A 15,397-nucleotide genomic window follows, 5' to 3' on the forward strand; every position below is an offset into this window, starting at 1 on the left:
GACCTGATCGGTGCCGTGCACATCTTCTTTATCGTTGTACTGGCCACGTTTCCGGTCGCACTGCCGTTCGTACTGCTGGACGATGTCAAACTGGCGCTACTGATCTCGCGCGGGCTGACCCTGGCCATGCTGTTCGCCGCCGGGTGGGCGCTGGGCCACTATGCCGGCTTTGGCGGCTGGGTCACTGGCGCAGCCATGACTGCGCTGGGCGTGGTCATGACCATCGCCATTATCGCGCTGGGCGGCTGAGATGCGAGGCGCGATCCTGCTGCTTGCCGCCGCCCTTGGCGCGGGCACGGTCCAGGCACAGGAGCCGCCCCAGCCCGCGCCGGATGCCGCCGGGCAGGCGGCCGGCCCGCCCTGGACCTTCTCGGCAACAGGCTACTGGAACATGCCGCGCCAGAGCGGCGACTACCTCTCCGGCATCTTCATCGCCGAAAGGAAGCAGCTTCACCTCGAGGCAAGAAGCAACTACGAGGCAGTCCACTCGCAGTCAGCCTTCATCGGCTGGACCTTCTCGGGCGGCGAAACCATCCAGTTCAAGGCGACCCCCATCGTTGGCTTCGTGGGAGGCTCCACCCACGGCCTGATCGGCGGAATCGAGGCCAGCGTCGCAGTGAGCAAGTTCGACTACTACATCGAAGCCGAATACCTGGATGCGCGCGGCGAAGAGCCGGGCTATCTCTACGCCTGGAGCGAACTTGGCTTCCGCCCGGTCGAATGGCTGAGGCTGGGCCTGGTCGCGCAACGTACCCGGATCTACGGGGGAGGCCGCGAACTCCAGCGAGGCGGCTTTTTCCAGGTCACGGTGCGCAGGTTCACGGCGGGCTTCTACTGGTTCAACCCGGGCTCGACGGACCAGGTCGCGATCCTTTCGCTGGGCGTGAGCTTCTAGGCCCCAGCCACGTCGCGACGCAACCTTTCCGTTGCCGGCGACAAGGCTTATCTCATATCCGCCCACTCACTCGCCGGCTACCTTGACTGCTCCGACCTGCACCGGAGCACGACTTGCCGTCCCCCTGCCTCCCCACCGCGACCGAGACAGAACTCGCCCTGCCCTGGACCGGCCGCAACCCGGTCAGTGCCGGCTGGTTCGAGATGCGCCAGGCGCGCGTGCCGCGTGATGCGCTGCCGGTCTATGACGAAGACATGGATTGCATCATCGGCTACCACCGCAGCTTTGCCTCGGTGGCTTCCACCTATGACCTGACGGGCCGTGTCGTGGCGCTGGATGCATGCGTGGATGAAGCTGGCGCGGGGCGCGCACCGCTGCTGGTTGCCGGCACGCTGTGGCAGCCGCGTGTGCGCGGCATGACGCGCAGCGGCGCCGAGGGCGAAGGACTGGCGGCGCCCGCGGCGACGCTGGCGCGGCTGCGCGGGCGCTTCATCGCACTGGCTCGGCAGCCACTGCATTTCACGCTGGCCGCGCTGGCGGACATGCAGGAGCCGGAGCGGTTCGTGCCGCTGCATATCCTGCGGCTGGCGATGCGCTGCGGCACGCGCCTCGCTGCAGCAGCGGAAATGGCACGCTTTGTCGCGCCGATCACGAGGCGGGGCGTGCCGACCGCACTGGAATTGACGCTGCGCCCGCGCGACCATACCGTGCTGCGCGTGCGCACCTGGCCTGTCGCTGGTTAGCCGTGCCAGGCCCCTGCGTCCGCGACGACCGTGGCGAAGCGGTCGTTCAACGCGGCCAGCGTGCTGCGGTGGAGATCGGCCGCAGGCACGGCGGGCCCGCCCAGCGGGTCAGGCAGGTCGCGCGTGGCGCAGGCCGCGGCCACGACGGTGCTGCGATAGCCGTGGTCGAGCGCGGAGCGCACCGTGGCGCTTACGCACATATGCGTCTGGAAGCCGGCCACGATCAGCTCCTTGCGGCCGAGCCTGGCCAGTTCGTCGGCCAGGGTGGTGCCGGCGAAGCTGTTGGGCAAGCCCTTGGTGACGGTAATCTCACCGGCCTGCGGCCCCACCCCTTCAATGAAGGCGGCATACGGCCCGGTCGGATCGAACGCCATGCTGCCCGGCCGGCCGTGGTGCGCGACATGGATTACCGGCGTGCCGTGGCGGCGCGCCAGCGCCAGCAGTTGCGCGCAGGCAGCCACGGCCGCGGGCATGCCGGCCAGCGGCAGGCGGCCGTCGACGTATTCGCGTTGATGGTCGATCAGGATCAGGACGGCGGCATCCCAGGCGGAAGGGGTGCGGCTGGCGCCGGCCAGGTCGAGCAGCGTAGTCGGTGTAGTCATTGGCGTTTGGGCTGGAAAGGAATCAGGAACGGCAATCAGGAACCGCGAGACGGGCCCGCCACATCGCGGGCCATCCCGCATGCTACTGCCAAGGCGGAATCGGTGCATGAGTGCGCGTGGCGATCTCGCCACCGGCCAGGCCCTTCCCTGTAGCGCGGCCGGCACGTTGCGCTGGCACCCTGGCGCGCTGTTGCAAACAGTTGCGAATTTCACCTTGACATCTGCTAATCTTGATTTCACGTCCCGGACAGGATCTCGGGTCGGCAACACAATGCGCCGGGACGAGGATACGGGTCAGTGCGCACAAGAAATAAGTCAATCATGCAGCACTCTTTGAAGTACCGGATGGCGTTCGCCACGGCGGGTGTGGTGACGCTGATCATCGTGCTGCGCGCGCTCTACGCGCAGTACTACGCCTACGACGGCCTGAAGAACTTGCAGCAGACGCAGCAGGACACGCTGGTCAAGATGGTGGCCGAGCAGCTCGATGAAAAGCTGCAGGGCCGCGCCACCGTCCTGCGGCGCGTGGCAAGCCAGCTCTCCCCCATGCTTTCGGTAAAGCCGGCCGAACTGCGCCGGGCCGTGGAGGGCATGGTGGAAATGCCCGAGACTTTCAACGCCGTCTTCCTGGCCGCGCCCGACGGACACCTGGTGTTCAGCACCGCCGTGCCGGATGGCGTGCGCCTGCGCGTGGACGACCGCGACTATTTCCGCGATATCCAGCAGGGCCAGGCGTTCGCGGTGTCGGACCTGATCCAGGGCAAGCAGACCAATGCCCCCGGCGTAGTGCTGGCAGTGCCGCTGCACGGGCCGGGTGGCGAGCTGCGCGGCGTGGTCGGGGGCGTCCTGAACCTCTCGGACAGCAACTTCCTGCGCGAGCTTGCGCACAGCCGCGTGGGCACTACCGGCAGCTTCTGCCTGGTTTCCGCCGGCACCAATCCCCGCTATGCAATGCACCCGGACGCTGCCCGCGTGCTGAGCCCCGCACGCGCGATCGGCGAAGCCTGCGGCGCCGATCACGCCCCCGCCTTCCTGGAAGTCCTGACGCCGACGCAGCCGATCGTGGCGCGCCATCTGCTGGCATCCAACGGCTGGGAGTTGGTGGCGGTCCTGCCGGCAGCCGAAGCCTACGCGCCGCTGCTCGCGGTGCGCCAACGGACCCTGGTCATCGGCGCCATCACCATGCTGCTTGCCGCCGCGATGATGTGGCTGGTCATGCGCCGCCTGCTTGAACCGCTGCAGCGGCTGCACCGCGCCGTGCGCCAGATCGGCACCAACCCGGCCGCGGTGGCGGACCTGCCCGTCGGCCGCGCCGACGAGATCGGCGAACTGGCCGCGACCTTCGCCGAGGTGGTGGCGCAGCTGTCGGAGCGCGAAGCCGCGCTGAAAGCGGCCAAGGACCGCGCCGCCGAAAGCGAGAAGCGCATCGAGGCGATCGCCAACCATGTGCCGGACTTTGTCTCGTTCATCGACATGCAGCAGCGCTACGTCTTCGTCAACCAGGCCTATGCGCAGCGCTATGGCGTGCCGGCGCAGCAGATCGTGGGGCTGTCGCTGCGCGAACTGTGGGGCACGCAGGAATACCTGGCCTGCCAGCCGTACCTGGAGCAGGCCTGCGCCGGGCGCGCGGTGACGTTCACCCGTGAAAGCGCTGATGGCACCGAATGCATGGAGATCACCTGCCAGCCGGCCTGGAACGATGTGCAGGATACCGTCATCGGCCTGCACATGTTCGGGCGCAATGTCACCCATGAGCGCGAAAAACTGCGCAGCCTGGAAGCGCAGACCATCTCCGACTACCTCACCGGCCTGCTCAACCGCAAGGGTTTCGACCGGCGCCTGGCCGAATGCATGGCCCGCGCCAGCGCCGACGGGCGCTCGCTGGCGCTGCTGCTGGTGGACCTGGACGACTTCAAGGGCGTCAACGACAGCTTTGGCCATCCGGTGGGCGACGAGTTGCTGGTCGCCTTTGCGCAGCGGCTGCGCGCCTGCGTGCGCAAGGGCGACGCGGTCGCGCGCATCGGCGGCGATGAGTTTGCGGTGATCCTGGACGGCGTTGCCGACCGCCAGGCCATGGCATCCATCGCCAACACCATAGTGCAGGCCGCGCGCATGCCCTTCGTGATCGATGGCCACACGCTGGCGGCCTCGGCCAGCGTCGGCTCGGCCATCCATGACGCGCGCCATGCCATGACCGCGAGCGAGCTGTTCATGCACGCCGACATAGCGCTGTATGAGGCCAAGCGGCATGGGAAGGCGCGTTATGCGGTGCAGTCAGTGGCGGACGAGCCCCACTCGGAAACATCGGACTTGGCCACGTAGAGAGCGAGCGCCGAAGTCAGGGCCGAATGACCTGTTGAGTGCCCCCTCTCCCGCAAGCGGGAGAGGGGAGCAAACCAGCGGCATTCATTCATTGCCGGCAGCCTCAAACGCCTCAGCGCACCTTCCCTTCCTTCCACGCCTGCAGCAGCTTGTCGTAAGGAATGGTCTCGCCCTTCGGCTTTTCGTTGGCCAGCTTCTGCCACGGCGCATGGTCGTTCGACAGCCACTTGCCCGGGTCTCCCTTCGGGTTGAGCCTGGGCGCGCAGTTGCTCATGCCGGCGCGTTGCAGCCGCGCCATGACCTGGTCCATCTCTTCGGCCAGCGTGTCCATGGCGGCTTGCGGCGTCTTCTCGCCGGTCACCGCGGTGGCCACGTTCTTCCACCACAGCTGGGCCAGCTTCGGATAGTCGGGGACGTTGGTGCCGGTCGGCGTCCACGCCACGCGCGCGGGGCTGCGGTAGAACTCGATCAGCCCACCGTACTTGGCCGCGTTCCTGGTCAGGTAGTCGTGGTGGATGTCGCTGTCGCGGATAAAGGTCAGCCCGGTCAGCGACTTCTTCAGCGAGACCGTCTTGGATGTCACGAACTGCGCATACAGCCAGGCGCCCGCCAGCTTGTTGGGATCGGTGTTCTTGAAGAAGGTCCAGGAGCCCACGTCCTGGTAGCCGTTCTGCATGCCCTGCTTCCAGTACGGGCCGTACGGCGACGGCGCCATGCGCCACTTGGGCGAGCCGTCGGCGTTGACCACCGGCAGGCCCTTCTTGGTCATGTCCGCGGTGAAGGCGGTGTACCAGAAGATCTGCTGCGCCACCTGGCCTTGCGCGGGGACCGGGCCGGCCTCGGAGAAGGTCATGCCCATCGCCTGCGGCGGCGCGTACTTCTTCATCCAGTCGATGTACTTGGTCAGCGCATAGACCGCCGCCGGGCTGTTGGTGGCACCGCCGCGCGACACCGAGGCGCCGACCGGCGTGCACTTGTCCTCGGCCACGCGGATGCCCCACTCGTCCACCGGCATGCCGTTGGGAAGGCCCTTGTCGGCGGTGCCGGCCATCGACAGCCAGGCGTCGGTGAAGCGCCAGCCCAGCGACGGATCCTTCTTGCCGTAGTCCATGTGCCCGTAGACCTTCTTGCCGTCGAGCTCCTTCACGTCGTTGGTGAAGAAGTTGGCGATGTCCTCATAGGCTGACCAGTTGGTCGGCACACCCAGGTCGTAGCCGTACTTGGCCTTGAACTTGTCCTGCAGGTCCTTGCGCGCGAACCAGTCGGCGCGGAACCAGTACAGGTTGGCAAACTGCTGGTCGGGCAGCTGGTACAGCTTGCCGTCCGGCGCGGTGGTGAACTTGGTGCCGATAAAGTCCTTCACATCCAGCCCGGGGTTGGTCCACTCCTTGCCGGCGCCGTTCATATAGTCGGTCAGCGGCAAGATCGAGCCGTAGCGGTAGTGCGTGCCGATCAGGTCCGAGTCAGAGATCCAGCCGTCGTAGATCGACTTGCCGGACTGCATTGAGGTCTGCAGCTTCTCGACCACATCGCCTTCCTGGATCAGGTCGTGCTTGACCTTGATGCCGGTAATCTCCTCGAACGCCTTGGCCAGCGTCTTGGACTCGTACTCGTGCGTGGTAATGGTTTCGGACACGACGCTGATCTGCGTGACCCCCCTGGCCTTGAGCTTGGCGGCGGCGTCGATGAACCACTTCATTTCGGCCTGCTGCTTGTCCTTGGCCAGCGACGAGGGCTGGAATTCATTGTCGATCCACTTCTTGGCCTCAGCCTCGCCCGCCGAGGCGGACCCACAAGCCAGCGCAGCCGCGCAGGCAAGGGCTGACATCCCCAACTTCACGTGCACTTTCATCAGTGTCTCCTCAAGATTTCCCCTCCCCGGCTGTGGTCGTGGTGGCGGCCCCGGGGCAGGGATAAGCCGCAAACCTTCCATCCAACCCTGATGCCTGCGAATAAACGGCTAGCCCTTGCGCATGATCAGCGCCAGCACCAGCATCGATACCCCGAAGCTGATCCAGACCGACGGCTCTTCGGGCAGCGACAGCCAAGCGGTGACTTTCTCGCCCAGTCCCACCCACGCCAGGTTGACCCAGGCGGCGCACATCAGCCCGATAAACAAGCGGTCGCCACGCGTGGTCGCGATCGGCAGGAAGCCCTTGCGCAGCACCGACGGCGCGCGTATTTCCCAGATAGTCATGGTGATCAGCATGACTACGATGCAGCCGAAGAACACCGCCACCGGTATCGTCCAGACCATCCAGCTCAGCATTGCGCCGTCTCCTTGTGTTGTGATCAGGGTTGCGCCGCGCGCTTACACGCGACCCATCGCGAAGCCCTTCGCGATGTAATGCCGCACGAACCAGATCACGATGCCGCCGGGCACGATGGTCAGCACGCCGGCCGCGGCCAGCACGCCCCAGTCCATGCCCGATGCCGACACCGTGCGCGTCATGGTGGCGACGATGGGCTTGGCATTGACCGAGGTCAGCGTGCGCGCCAGCAGCAGCTCGACCCAGCTGAACATGAAGCAGAAGAACGCCGCCACGCCCACGCCGGCCTTGATCAGCGGCAGGAAGATGGTCAGGAAGAAGCGCGGGAACGAGTAGCCGTCGACATACGCGGTCTCGTCGATCTCGCGCGGCACGCCCGACATGAAGCCCTCCAGGATCCACACCGCCAGCGGCACGTTGAAGACCAGGTGCGCCAGCGCCACGCCCAGGTGGGTATCCATCAGCCCGATGGTGCTGTAGAGCTGGAAGAACGGCAGCAGGAACACCGCGGGCGGCGTCATGCGGTTGGTCAGCAGCCAGAAGAACACATGCTTGTCGCCGATGAACTGGTAGCGCGAAAAGGCATAGGCGGCCGGCAACGCGACGCTGATCGAGATCACCGTGTTCATCGCCACGTAGATCATCGAGTTGACGTAGCCCGAATACCAGGACGGGTCGGTGAAGATGGTCTTGTAATGCTGCAGCGTGAATTCCGCGGGCCACAGCGACAGCGTGGAGACGATCTCCTCGTTGGTCTTGAACGACATGTTCACCATCCAGTAGATCGGCACGATGGCGAACAGCAGGTAGACCAGCAGGAAGCCGGCGCGCCACCAGGTGGCGCGGTTGGCGGGGGGGCGCATCTCAGCCATGGGGCATGTCCTCGCTGCCGGCGGTGCCCGCGCGCTGCATCCAGTTATAGAGGATGAAGCACATGAGCAGGATGATCAGGAAATAGACGATGGAAAACGCTGCCGCCGGGCCCAGGTCGAACTGGCCCACGGCCTTCTGCGTCAGGTACTGCGACAGGAAGGTGGTGGCGTTGCCGGGGCCGCCGCCGGTCAGCACGAACGGCTCGGTATAGATCATGAAGCTGTCCATGAAGCGCAGCAGCACCGCGATCATCAGCACGCCGCGCAGCTTGGGCAGCTGGATATAGCGGAACACCGCCAGGCGCGAGGCGCCGTCGATCTGCGCGGCCTGGTAGTAGGCGTCGGGGATGGCGCGCAGTCCGGCGTAGCACAGCAGCGCCACCAGCGGCGTCCAGTGCCAGACGTCCATCACCAGCACCGTGACCCAGGCATCGAAAGCGCTGCCGGTGTAGTTGTAGTCGAACCCCAACGCCTCGAGAGCGGCACCGAGCAGGCCGATATCGGTGCGCCCGAAGATCTGCCAGATGGTGCCGACCACGTTCCACGGGATCAGCAGCGACAGCGCGATGATCACCAGCACCGTCGATGCCTTCCAGCCCCTGGCCGGCATCGACAGCGCCAGCAGGATGCCGAGCGGGATCTCCACCAGCAGCACCGCCAGCGAGAAGCCCAGCTGGCGCAGCAGCGCGTCGTGCAGCTCGCCATCGCGCAACACGGTGCGGAACCATTCGGTGCCGACAAAGACGCGCCGCTCGGGCGAGATGATGTCCTGCACCGAGTAGTTGACGATGGTCATCAGCGGCAGGATCGCGGAGAACGCCACGCACACCACCACCGGCAACACCAGCAGCCAGGCCTTCTGGTTGACGGGCTTCATGGCACCAGTTCCTCGTTGACGTAGTAGCAGGTATGGCGGTTGAACACCGACAGCCAGGCCGTGTCGCCCAGGCGCAGATCGGCCGCCTCGATACCCAGCCGCGCGCGCAGCGTACCGGCCAGTGCGCCCGCCTCCTGCACTCCGCCGGTCAGCAGCCAGTAAGTGCCGATGTCCTGCGCGCGCTCGACCCGCACCGGCACCGCCTGCGCGTCGCTCTCCGGCGCCAGGCGCAGGTACTCGGGCCGCACGCCGATGCGGAAGCTGCCGGCCTCGCGCAGCGCCGCTTCAACTGACGGCGACAACTCCGGCATGTAGCGGCGACCCGCCAGCTCGATCGCGCCGTCGCGCCACTGCCCGGTCAGGAAATTCATGCCCGGCGAGCCGATGAAATGCCCGACGAAGGTATGCGCGGGACGCTCGAACAGCGCATCCGCCGGCCCCACCTGCACCGCCTTGCCGCGCGACATCACCACCACCTGGTCGGCAAAGGTCAGCGCCTCGGTCTGGTCGTGCGTCACGTAGATCAGCGTCAGGCGGAATTCGTGGTGGATTTCCTTGAGCTTGCGCCGCAGCTGCCATTTGAGCTGCGGGTCGATCACCGTCAGCGGCTCGTCGAAGAGGATGGCCGACACGTCCTGGCGCACCAGCCCGCGCCCCAGCGAGATCTTCTGCTTGGCGTCCGCGGCCAGGCCGCTGGCGCGGCGATCGAGCGTGGCCGACAGGTCCAGCATCTCGGCCACGCGCCCTACCCGCTCGCGCACCTGGGCTTCCGGCACGCCGCGGTTGCGCAGCGGGAAGGCCAGGTTCTCGCCGACGGTCATGGTGTCGTAGATCACCGGGAACTGGAACACCTGGGCGATATTGCGCGCCTGCGGCGTGGCGGCGGTCACGTCGCGGCCATCGAAGGCGATGGTGCCGTGCGAGGGCCGCAGCAGCCCGGAAATGCAGTTCAGCAGCGTGGTCTTGCCGCAGCCGGACGGGCCCAGCAGCGCATAGGCGCCGCCGTCTTCGAACGTGAATTGCAGCGGCAGCAGCGCGTAGTCCTCGTCGGTACGCGGATTTGGCACATAGGAGTGCGCCAGGTCCAGGTCGATGCGCGCCATCTCAGGCCCCTGCCCCGGCAGCCGCGGCCGCGCCGCCGGGCACGTCCGCCGCCAGCCCGCCCGGCCGGCGCGGCGCATGGATGCGGCGCCCGTCGGCGTCGAACAGATAGATCTGCTCGGGCAGCAGGTGCAGTGACACGGGCTCGCCCAGCGCCAGGTCGAGCACGCCGGCGAACTGCGCCACCAGGTTGCCCACCGGGGTATCGGCGTGGACGAAGGTGTCCGAGCCGGACAGCTCGGCCAGCGCCACGCGCCCCGGCACCGCCACCGCACCCGGCTCACCGGCCAGGCGCAATGCCGACGCGCGTACCCCCACCGTGACCGGGCCGTCGTGCCCGCCCGCGCCGGGCACCGGCACTGAGATGTCGCCGGCCAGCGTGACCCGGCCGCCCTGCAGCCGGCCCTCGACCAGGTTCATCGGCGGATCGTTGAAAGCGCGCGCCACGCGCAGCGAATCGGGGTAGTGGAAGACCTGGGGCGTGGTGCCGTACTGCAGCAGTTCGCCGGCGTCCAGCACCGCGGTATGGCCGCCCAGCAGCAGCGCTTCGCCGGGCTCGGTGGTGGCATAGACCACGGTGGCGTCGCCATGCGCGAACAGCTGCGCCAGTTCCTCACGCAGTTCTTCGCGCAGCTTGTAGTCAAGGTTGACCAGCGGCTCGTCCAGCAGCATCAGCGGCGCCTCCTTGGCCAGCGCACGCGCCAGTGCCACGCGCTGCTGCTGCCCGCCGGAGAGCTCGGACGGATAGCGGTCCAGCAGGTGGTCGATATGCAGCCGCCCGGCCAGCTCGCGCACGCGCGCGGCAATCTCTGCGGCCGGCGCCTTGCGCAGCAGCCGCAGCGGCGAGGCGATGTTGTCGAAGACCTTGAGCGACGGGTAGTTGATGAACTGCTGGTAGACCATCGATACATTGCGCTCGCGCACCGGCATGCCGGTCACGTCTTGGCCGTCGACCAGCACGCGGCCGGCGCTGGGCCGGTCCAGCCCGGCCATCAGCCGCATCAGCGAGGTCTTGCCCGCCTGCGTCGCGCCCAGCAGGATGGTCACCGCGCCCGGAACCGGCGCGAGCGTCATCGGAAAGAGATACGCCTGCGAACCTGCCTGCTGTGCGACGCCTTCCAAACGTAGCTGCATCCGGTCTCCATGTTCGATATGCTTCCCGCAGCACAGCTTTGGCGCGCGATGCAGGCACAAAAGTCTTGGCTTGACGTTCGTTTTAGCAACAAAACGAACGCAAAACAATAGTGCACTGCATCATTTGTTTTCGTTTCTGTTTGAACTAGAATCCCGGCATGACCCTGAATCCCCGCCAGACGGCCCTGCTCGAAGAAGTCCGCACCCAGGGCTTTGCCTCCATCGACGAACTTGCGCGCAAATTCGGCGTCACGCTCCAGACGGTGCGCCGCGATGTCAACCTGCTGGCCGGGAACGGCATGCTGGCGCGCTTCCATGGCGGGGTGCGGGTGGAGGGCTCCACCACCGAGAACATCGCCTACCGGCAGCGGCAGGTGCTCAACGCCGAGGGCAAGGCGCGCATCGCGCGCGCGGTGGCCGCTGCGGTGCCCGAAGGCTGCTCGCTGATCCTGAACATCGGCACCACGGTGGAAGAGATAGCGCGCGAACTGATGCACCACCGCGGGCTGCGCGTGATCACCAACAACCTGAACGTGGCCAATATCCTTGCCGACAACCCCGATTGCGAGGTCATCGTCGCCGGCGGCGTGCTGCGCTCACGCGACCGCGGCATCGTGGGCGAGGCCACGGTGGAGTTCATCCGCCAGTTCAAGGTGGATATCGGGCTGATCGGCATCTCGGGCATCGAGACCGACGGCACGCTGCGCGACTACGATTTCCGCGAGGTCAAGGTGGCGCGGACCATCATCGAGCATTCACGCGAGGTGTGGCTGGCGGCGGATGCCAGCAAGTTCAATCGCCAGGCGATGGTGGAGCTGGCGCATGTGTCGCAGGTCGACCGGCTCTTTACCGACGAGCCGCTGGCAGCGCCGTTCGACCAGATCGTGGCCGACAGTGGGGTGAAGTGTGTGGTGGCGGAGCGGGAGTGAGCGCGCCGGGGACCGGCTTGAGGCTGCCTTGCTGGCGGTGATGCCCGGCGCCTCGCTCTTGCGACAGGCCAGCCCTCTCCCCCGGCCCCTCTCCCGCAAGCGGGAGAGGGGAGAACACCGAGGGTCGGGCAGAGAATTACTTGAACACCACGGTCTTGTGGCCGTTCAGCAGGATACGGTGTTCGGCATGCCACTTGACCGCGCGCGCCAGTGCCACGCATTCCACGTCGCGGCCGACGGCGGTCAGTTGCTCCGGGTCCATGCTGTGGTCCACGCGCTCGATCTCCTGCTCGATGATCGGGCCTTCGTCCAGGTCGGCGGTGACATAGTGCGCGGTCGCGCCGATCAGCTTCACGCCGCGCTCATGCGCCTGGTAGTACGGCTTGGCGCCCTTGAAGCTGGGCAGGAACGAGTGGTGGATATTGATCGCGCGGCCGGCCAGCTTGCGGCACAGGTCATCGGACAGCACCTGCATGTAGCGCGCCAGCACCACCAGGTCGATCTTCTGCTCCTGCACCACGTCGAACACGCGCGCTTCCTGCGCTGCCTTCTGCTCGGCCGAGGCGTTCATCAGCGGCAGGTGGAAGAACGGCACGTCATACGATGCCGCCAGCTGGTAGAAGTCGCGGTGGTTCGAGACGATGGCCGCGATCTCGACCGGCAGGCCGCCCACCTTGGCGCGGAACAGCAGGTCGTTCAGGCAGTGGCCGATCTTGGACACCATGATCATCACGCGCGGCTTGACCGCGGCGTCGTTCAGCTCCCACTGCATGCCGAACTGGTCGCCCACCGGCGCGAACGCGGCCTTCAGCGTGTCCAGGTCCGGGCCGCCGGCGGCCGGCGTGAAATGCACGCGCATGAAGAAGCGGCCGGCGTACTCGTCACCGTACTGGTCGGAATCGACGATATTGCAGCCGTGCTGGAACAGCAGGCCCGAGACGGCATGGACAATGCCCGGCTGGTCGGGGCACGAGAGGGTCAGGATGAATCCGGTGTTGCTCATGGTGTGTTGTTCTGTCGGAGTGGCGCGGCGCAAGGCCGGAAAAATCAGGTCAGCGCGGTCGGCAAGACCGGCACAGGCGGAACCCGCGGCGACGGCTCAGGCGCGATGGTCAGGACCGAGCCAGCCGCGCCGCCCAAGGGCATCCAGCGTCACCAGTGTCGCATCAACCGTCATGGCGCCGGCCGACATGATAGCAAGCAATGCGGCCACATCGACGCGCCGGTGCTCGCTGACCTCGCCATCCTGGTTGCGCGGCGTGAAGCCGGGCGGCAGCAGCAGGTCGTAGACGTAGACCTGCTCCCACTGTACGCCTTCGGGCAGGTCGCGCAGCACCTCGATCATGCCGTGGGCCTGCGCGCCCTGCGCCAGCGCGGGCGGGATGCCGGATTCTTCCTCGCATTCGCGCACCAGCGTCGCCAGCGGATCGCTGCCGTGCGGCATGCCGCCGGCGACCAGGTTGTCCCACATGCCGGGGTCGACCGACTTGGCCGGGCTGCGCCGCGAGATCCACAGGGCGGGACCGCCGTCGACATCGCCATCCACAATGCCGTTCATGTGCGAGGCAAAGGTCAGCAGCCCGAGAAAGCGCGCCGCCGCGCGCTCCACCACGGCAAGTGCGGGCGCGTCCTGCGCAGGGGTGACCGCGAACAGTTCGTCACGCCAGCCGCGCACATGGCCGACATCGGCCAGCTGGCGGGCCAGCGCCTGCAGCGCGGCGCTGCGCGCGTCGAAGTCATTGCGCCCGGGCAGCAGTTCTGCCGCCGTGGTGCCATCGGCCAGGCGCTCGTCCGGGCCGAGGATGGCGCCCATGCCGCGCAAGATTGCCGCATGGGCACGCGGCAGCCAGCCAACCTGCTGGCCTGCCGCCATCAGGCGCAGCTTGGCGGCGGCGTCGAAGCCGCTGCGCGCCGCCAGCGAGGCGGCGATCTGCGCGGCGGGATCGGCGGCGAAGTTGCCCGCGGCGTCCGCGGGCGGCAAGGAAGACGTTTCAGCCATCAGGAATCCATGCGCCGGCCGGGCCGGCGTGATTTGTCATTGTCAGGATTGAACGCATGAACCAGCCAGCCGCGCAGGCCCAGCGCCCTGCATCGTCCCAGCTTCCCACCGAGCCGCAATATGTGCTGGCGCTCGACCAGGGCACCAGCAGCTCGCGGGCCATCCTGTTCGACCATGCCGGCAATGTGGTGCGGCTCGCGCAGCGCGAGTTCCGCCAATATTACCCACATCCCGGCCATGTCGAGCACGACCCCTACGAGATCTGGCAATCGCAGCTGGCGGTGGCGCACGCGGTGCTGTCCGATGCCGGCATCTCGGCCGCGCAGGTGCGCGCCATCGGCATCACCAACCAGCGCGAGACCACTGTGCTGTGGGACCGCAAGACCGGCGAGCCGGTCGGGCGCGCGCTGGTCTGGCAGGACCGCCGCACCGCGCCCATGTGCGAGGCGCTGCAGGCCGCCGGCCACGGCGAGCTGTTCCGCGACAAGACCGGCCTGATCATCGATGCCTACTTCTCCGGCACCAAGCTGCGCTGGATGCTCGACAACATCGAAGGCGCGCGCGAACGCGCCCAGCGCGGCGAGCTGGCCTTCGGCACCGTCGACAGCTGGCTGATCTGGCAGTTGACCGACGGCGCGCGCCATGTCACCGATGTGTCAAATGCCTCGCGCACCATGCTGTTCAATATCCACAACTTCGAGTGGGACGATGCGCTGCTGGCGCTGCTGGACATCCCGCACGCGCTGCTGCCCGAGGTGGTGGCGTCCAGCGGCGAGGTGGCGCGCACCTCGGCGCGGCTGTTCGGCATGCAGATCCCCATTGCCGGCATCGCCGGCGACCAGCAGGCCGCCACCTTCGGCCAGGCCTGCCTGTCGCCGGGCATGGCCAAGAACACCTACGGCACCGGCTGCTTCCTGCTGATGAATACCGGCTCGCAGCCGGTCACGTCGCACAACCGGCTGCTGACCACGATCGGCTGGCAGATCCGCGGCCAGACGCAATATTGCCTGGAAGGCGGCGTGTTCATGGGCGGCGCCACCATCCAGTGGCTGCGCGACGGCCTCAAGATCATCAATAGCGCTCCCGAGGTCGAGCCGCTGGCGCGCCAGTGCGACGACACCGGCGGCGTGGTGCTGGTGCCCGCCTTTGCCGGCCTGGGCGCGCCGCACTGGGACCCGTTTGCACGCGGCACGCTGGTTGGCATGACGCGCGGCACCGGCCGGCCGCAGATCGCGCGCGCGGCGCTGGAATCGGTCGCGCTGCAGAGCGTCGACGTGCTGGAAGCCATGCAGAAGGATGCCGGCATCTCGCTGGCCGAACTGCGCGTGGACGGTGGCGCCTCGCGCAGCGACCTGCTGATGCAGATGCAGGCCGACCTGCTCGGCACCCCGGTGGTCCGCCCGCGCGTGACCGAAACCACCGCGCTGGGCGCCGCCTACCTGGCGGGACTGGCCACCGGTTACTGGAGCGATCCGGCGGAGATCGCGCAGCAATGGCAGGTGGAGCGGCGCTTTGAGCCGAACCTGTCGGCTGACGCGCGCGGCCACCGGCTGGCGCGCTGGCATCGCGCAGTCGACCGCGCGCGCGACTGGGCGCGCGAGGACGAAGCCAGCGGCAGCCACGCCTGAGCGCCGGCCCACCCCGAACACACCC

14 protein-coding genes and 1 pseudogene are annotated in these 15,397 nt (G+C 67.3%); 6 read left to right on the forward strand and 9 right to left on the reverse strand.

Annotated elements, in window-relative coordinates; all coding sequences use genetic code 11:
- The 3 genes and pseudogenes from AC3WQZ_RS31040 to AC3WQZ_RS31050 all read left to right on the forward strand — a co-directional run.
- A pseudogene (locus AC3WQZ_RS31040) lies at window positions 1-249 on the forward strand (hypothetical protein); the annotation flags it as partial.
- A gap of 1 nt (window position 250) precedes the next feature.
- Window positions 251-895, forward strand: coding sequence for a hypothetical protein (locus AC3WQZ_RS31045; protein WP_439670777.1), 645 nt, complete (start codon window positions 251-253; stop codon window positions 893-895).
- Between the two features lie 113 nt (window positions 896-1,008).
- Entirely contained in the window at window positions 1,009-1,638 is a 630-nt protein-coding gene (locus AC3WQZ_RS31050) for a hypothetical protein (RefSeq protein ID WP_010814338.1), read from the forward strand.
- On the opposite strand, the gene AC3WQZ_RS31055 is transcribed toward AC3WQZ_RS31050, so the two are convergent.
- A complete protein-coding gene (locus tag AC3WQZ_RS31055) occupies window positions 1,635-2,240 on the reverse strand; it encodes a cysteine hydrolase family protein (protein ID WP_492301865.1) in 606 nt (201 codons plus the stop codon). The genes AC3WQZ_RS31050 and AC3WQZ_RS31055 overlap by 4 nt on opposite strands.
- A gap of 321 nt (window positions 2,241-2,561) precedes the next feature.
- Here AC3WQZ_RS31055 and AC3WQZ_RS31060 point away from each other — a divergent pair, with 321 nt between their 5' ends.
- Window positions 2,562-4,562, forward strand: coding sequence for a sensor domain-containing diguanylate cyclase (locus AC3WQZ_RS31060; RefSeq protein ID WP_492301866.1), 2,001 nt, complete (start codon window positions 2,562-2,564; stop codon window positions 4,560-4,562).
- Window positions 4,563-4,674: 112 nt separating this feature from the next.
- Here the strand turns inward: AC3WQZ_RS31060 and AC3WQZ_RS31065 are convergent, their stop codons facing one another.
- The 6 genes from AC3WQZ_RS31065 to AC3WQZ_RS31090 all read right to left on the reverse strand — a co-directional run bounded on the left by AC3WQZ_RS31065 (window position 4,675) and on the right by AC3WQZ_RS31090 (window position 10,816).
- On the reverse strand, window positions 4,675-6,402 hold the full coding sequence (locus tag AC3WQZ_RS31065; RefSeq protein WP_037025189.1) for an ABC transporter substrate-binding protein: 1,728 nt from the start codon (window positions 6,400-6,402) through the stop codon (window positions 4,675-4,677).
- Window positions 6,403-6,522: 120 nt separating this feature from the next.
- Window positions 6,523-6,831, reverse strand: a complete 309-nt coding sequence (locus tag AC3WQZ_RS31070) for a DUF2160 domain-containing protein (RefSeq protein ID WP_010814342.1) — start codon at window positions 6,829-6,831, stop codon at window positions 6,523-6,525.
- Between the two features lie 42 nt (window positions 6,832-6,873).
- Window positions 6,874-7,704, reverse strand: coding sequence for a carbohydrate ABC transporter permease (locus AC3WQZ_RS31075; RefSeq protein WP_492301867.1), 831 nt, complete (start codon window positions 7,702-7,704; stop codon window positions 6,874-6,876).
- A complete protein-coding gene (locus tag AC3WQZ_RS31080; RefSeq protein WP_010814344.1) occupies window positions 7,697-8,581 on the reverse strand; it encodes a carbohydrate ABC transporter permease in 885 nt (294 codons plus the stop codon). Before AC3WQZ_RS31080 ends, AC3WQZ_RS31075 begins: the two co-directional genes overlap by 8 nt.
- On the reverse strand, window positions 8,578-9,684 hold the full coding sequence (locus tag AC3WQZ_RS31085; RefSeq protein WP_010814345.1) for an ABC transporter ATP-binding protein: 1,107 nt from the start codon (window positions 9,682-9,684) through the stop codon (window positions 8,578-8,580). The genes AC3WQZ_RS31080 and AC3WQZ_RS31085 overlap by 4 nt, the downstream gene beginning before the upstream one ends.
- 1 nt (window position 9,685) lies before the next feature.
- On the reverse strand, window positions 9,686-10,816 hold the full coding sequence (locus tag AC3WQZ_RS31090; protein WP_492301868.1) for an ABC transporter ATP-binding protein: 1,131 nt from the start codon (window positions 10,814-10,816) through the stop codon (window positions 9,686-9,688).
- A gap of 158 nt (window positions 10,817-10,974) precedes the next feature.
- On the opposite strand from AC3WQZ_RS31090, the gene AC3WQZ_RS31095 reads away from it, so the two are divergent.
- Window positions 10,975-11,745: a DeoR/GlpR family DNA-binding transcription regulator gene (locus AC3WQZ_RS31095; protein ID WP_010814347.1), complete on the forward strand. Its 771-nt coding sequence runs from the start codon at window positions 10,975-10,977 to the stop codon at window positions 11,743-11,745.
- 136 nt (window positions 11,746-11,881) lie between these two features.
- Here the strand turns inward: AC3WQZ_RS31095 and purU are convergent, their stop codons facing one another.
- Together purU and AC3WQZ_RS31105 are read right to left on the reverse strand one after the other, a co-directional pair.
- Entirely contained in the window at window positions 11,882-12,748 is an 867-nt protein-coding gene (gene purU / locus AC3WQZ_RS31100) for a formyltetrahydrofolate deformylase (RefSeq protein ID WP_010814348.1), read from the reverse strand.
- Between the two features lie 96 nt (window positions 12,749-12,844).
- A complete protein-coding gene (locus AC3WQZ_RS31105) occupies window positions 12,845-13,744 on the reverse strand; it encodes an NUDIX hydrolase (protein ID WP_439668053.1) in 900 nt (299 codons plus the stop codon).
- 56 nt (window positions 13,745-13,800) lie between these two features.
- Between AC3WQZ_RS31105 and glpK the strand changes: the two genes are divergently transcribed.
- On the forward strand, window positions 13,801-15,372 hold the full coding sequence (gene glpK / locus AC3WQZ_RS31110; RefSeq protein WP_439668054.1) for a glycerol kinase GlpK: 1,572 nt from the start codon (window positions 13,801-13,803) through the stop codon (window positions 15,370-15,372).
- Window positions 15,373-15,397: the final 25 nt, after the last annotated feature.

Source organism: Cupriavidus sp. FW305-26 (assembly GCF_058787975.1).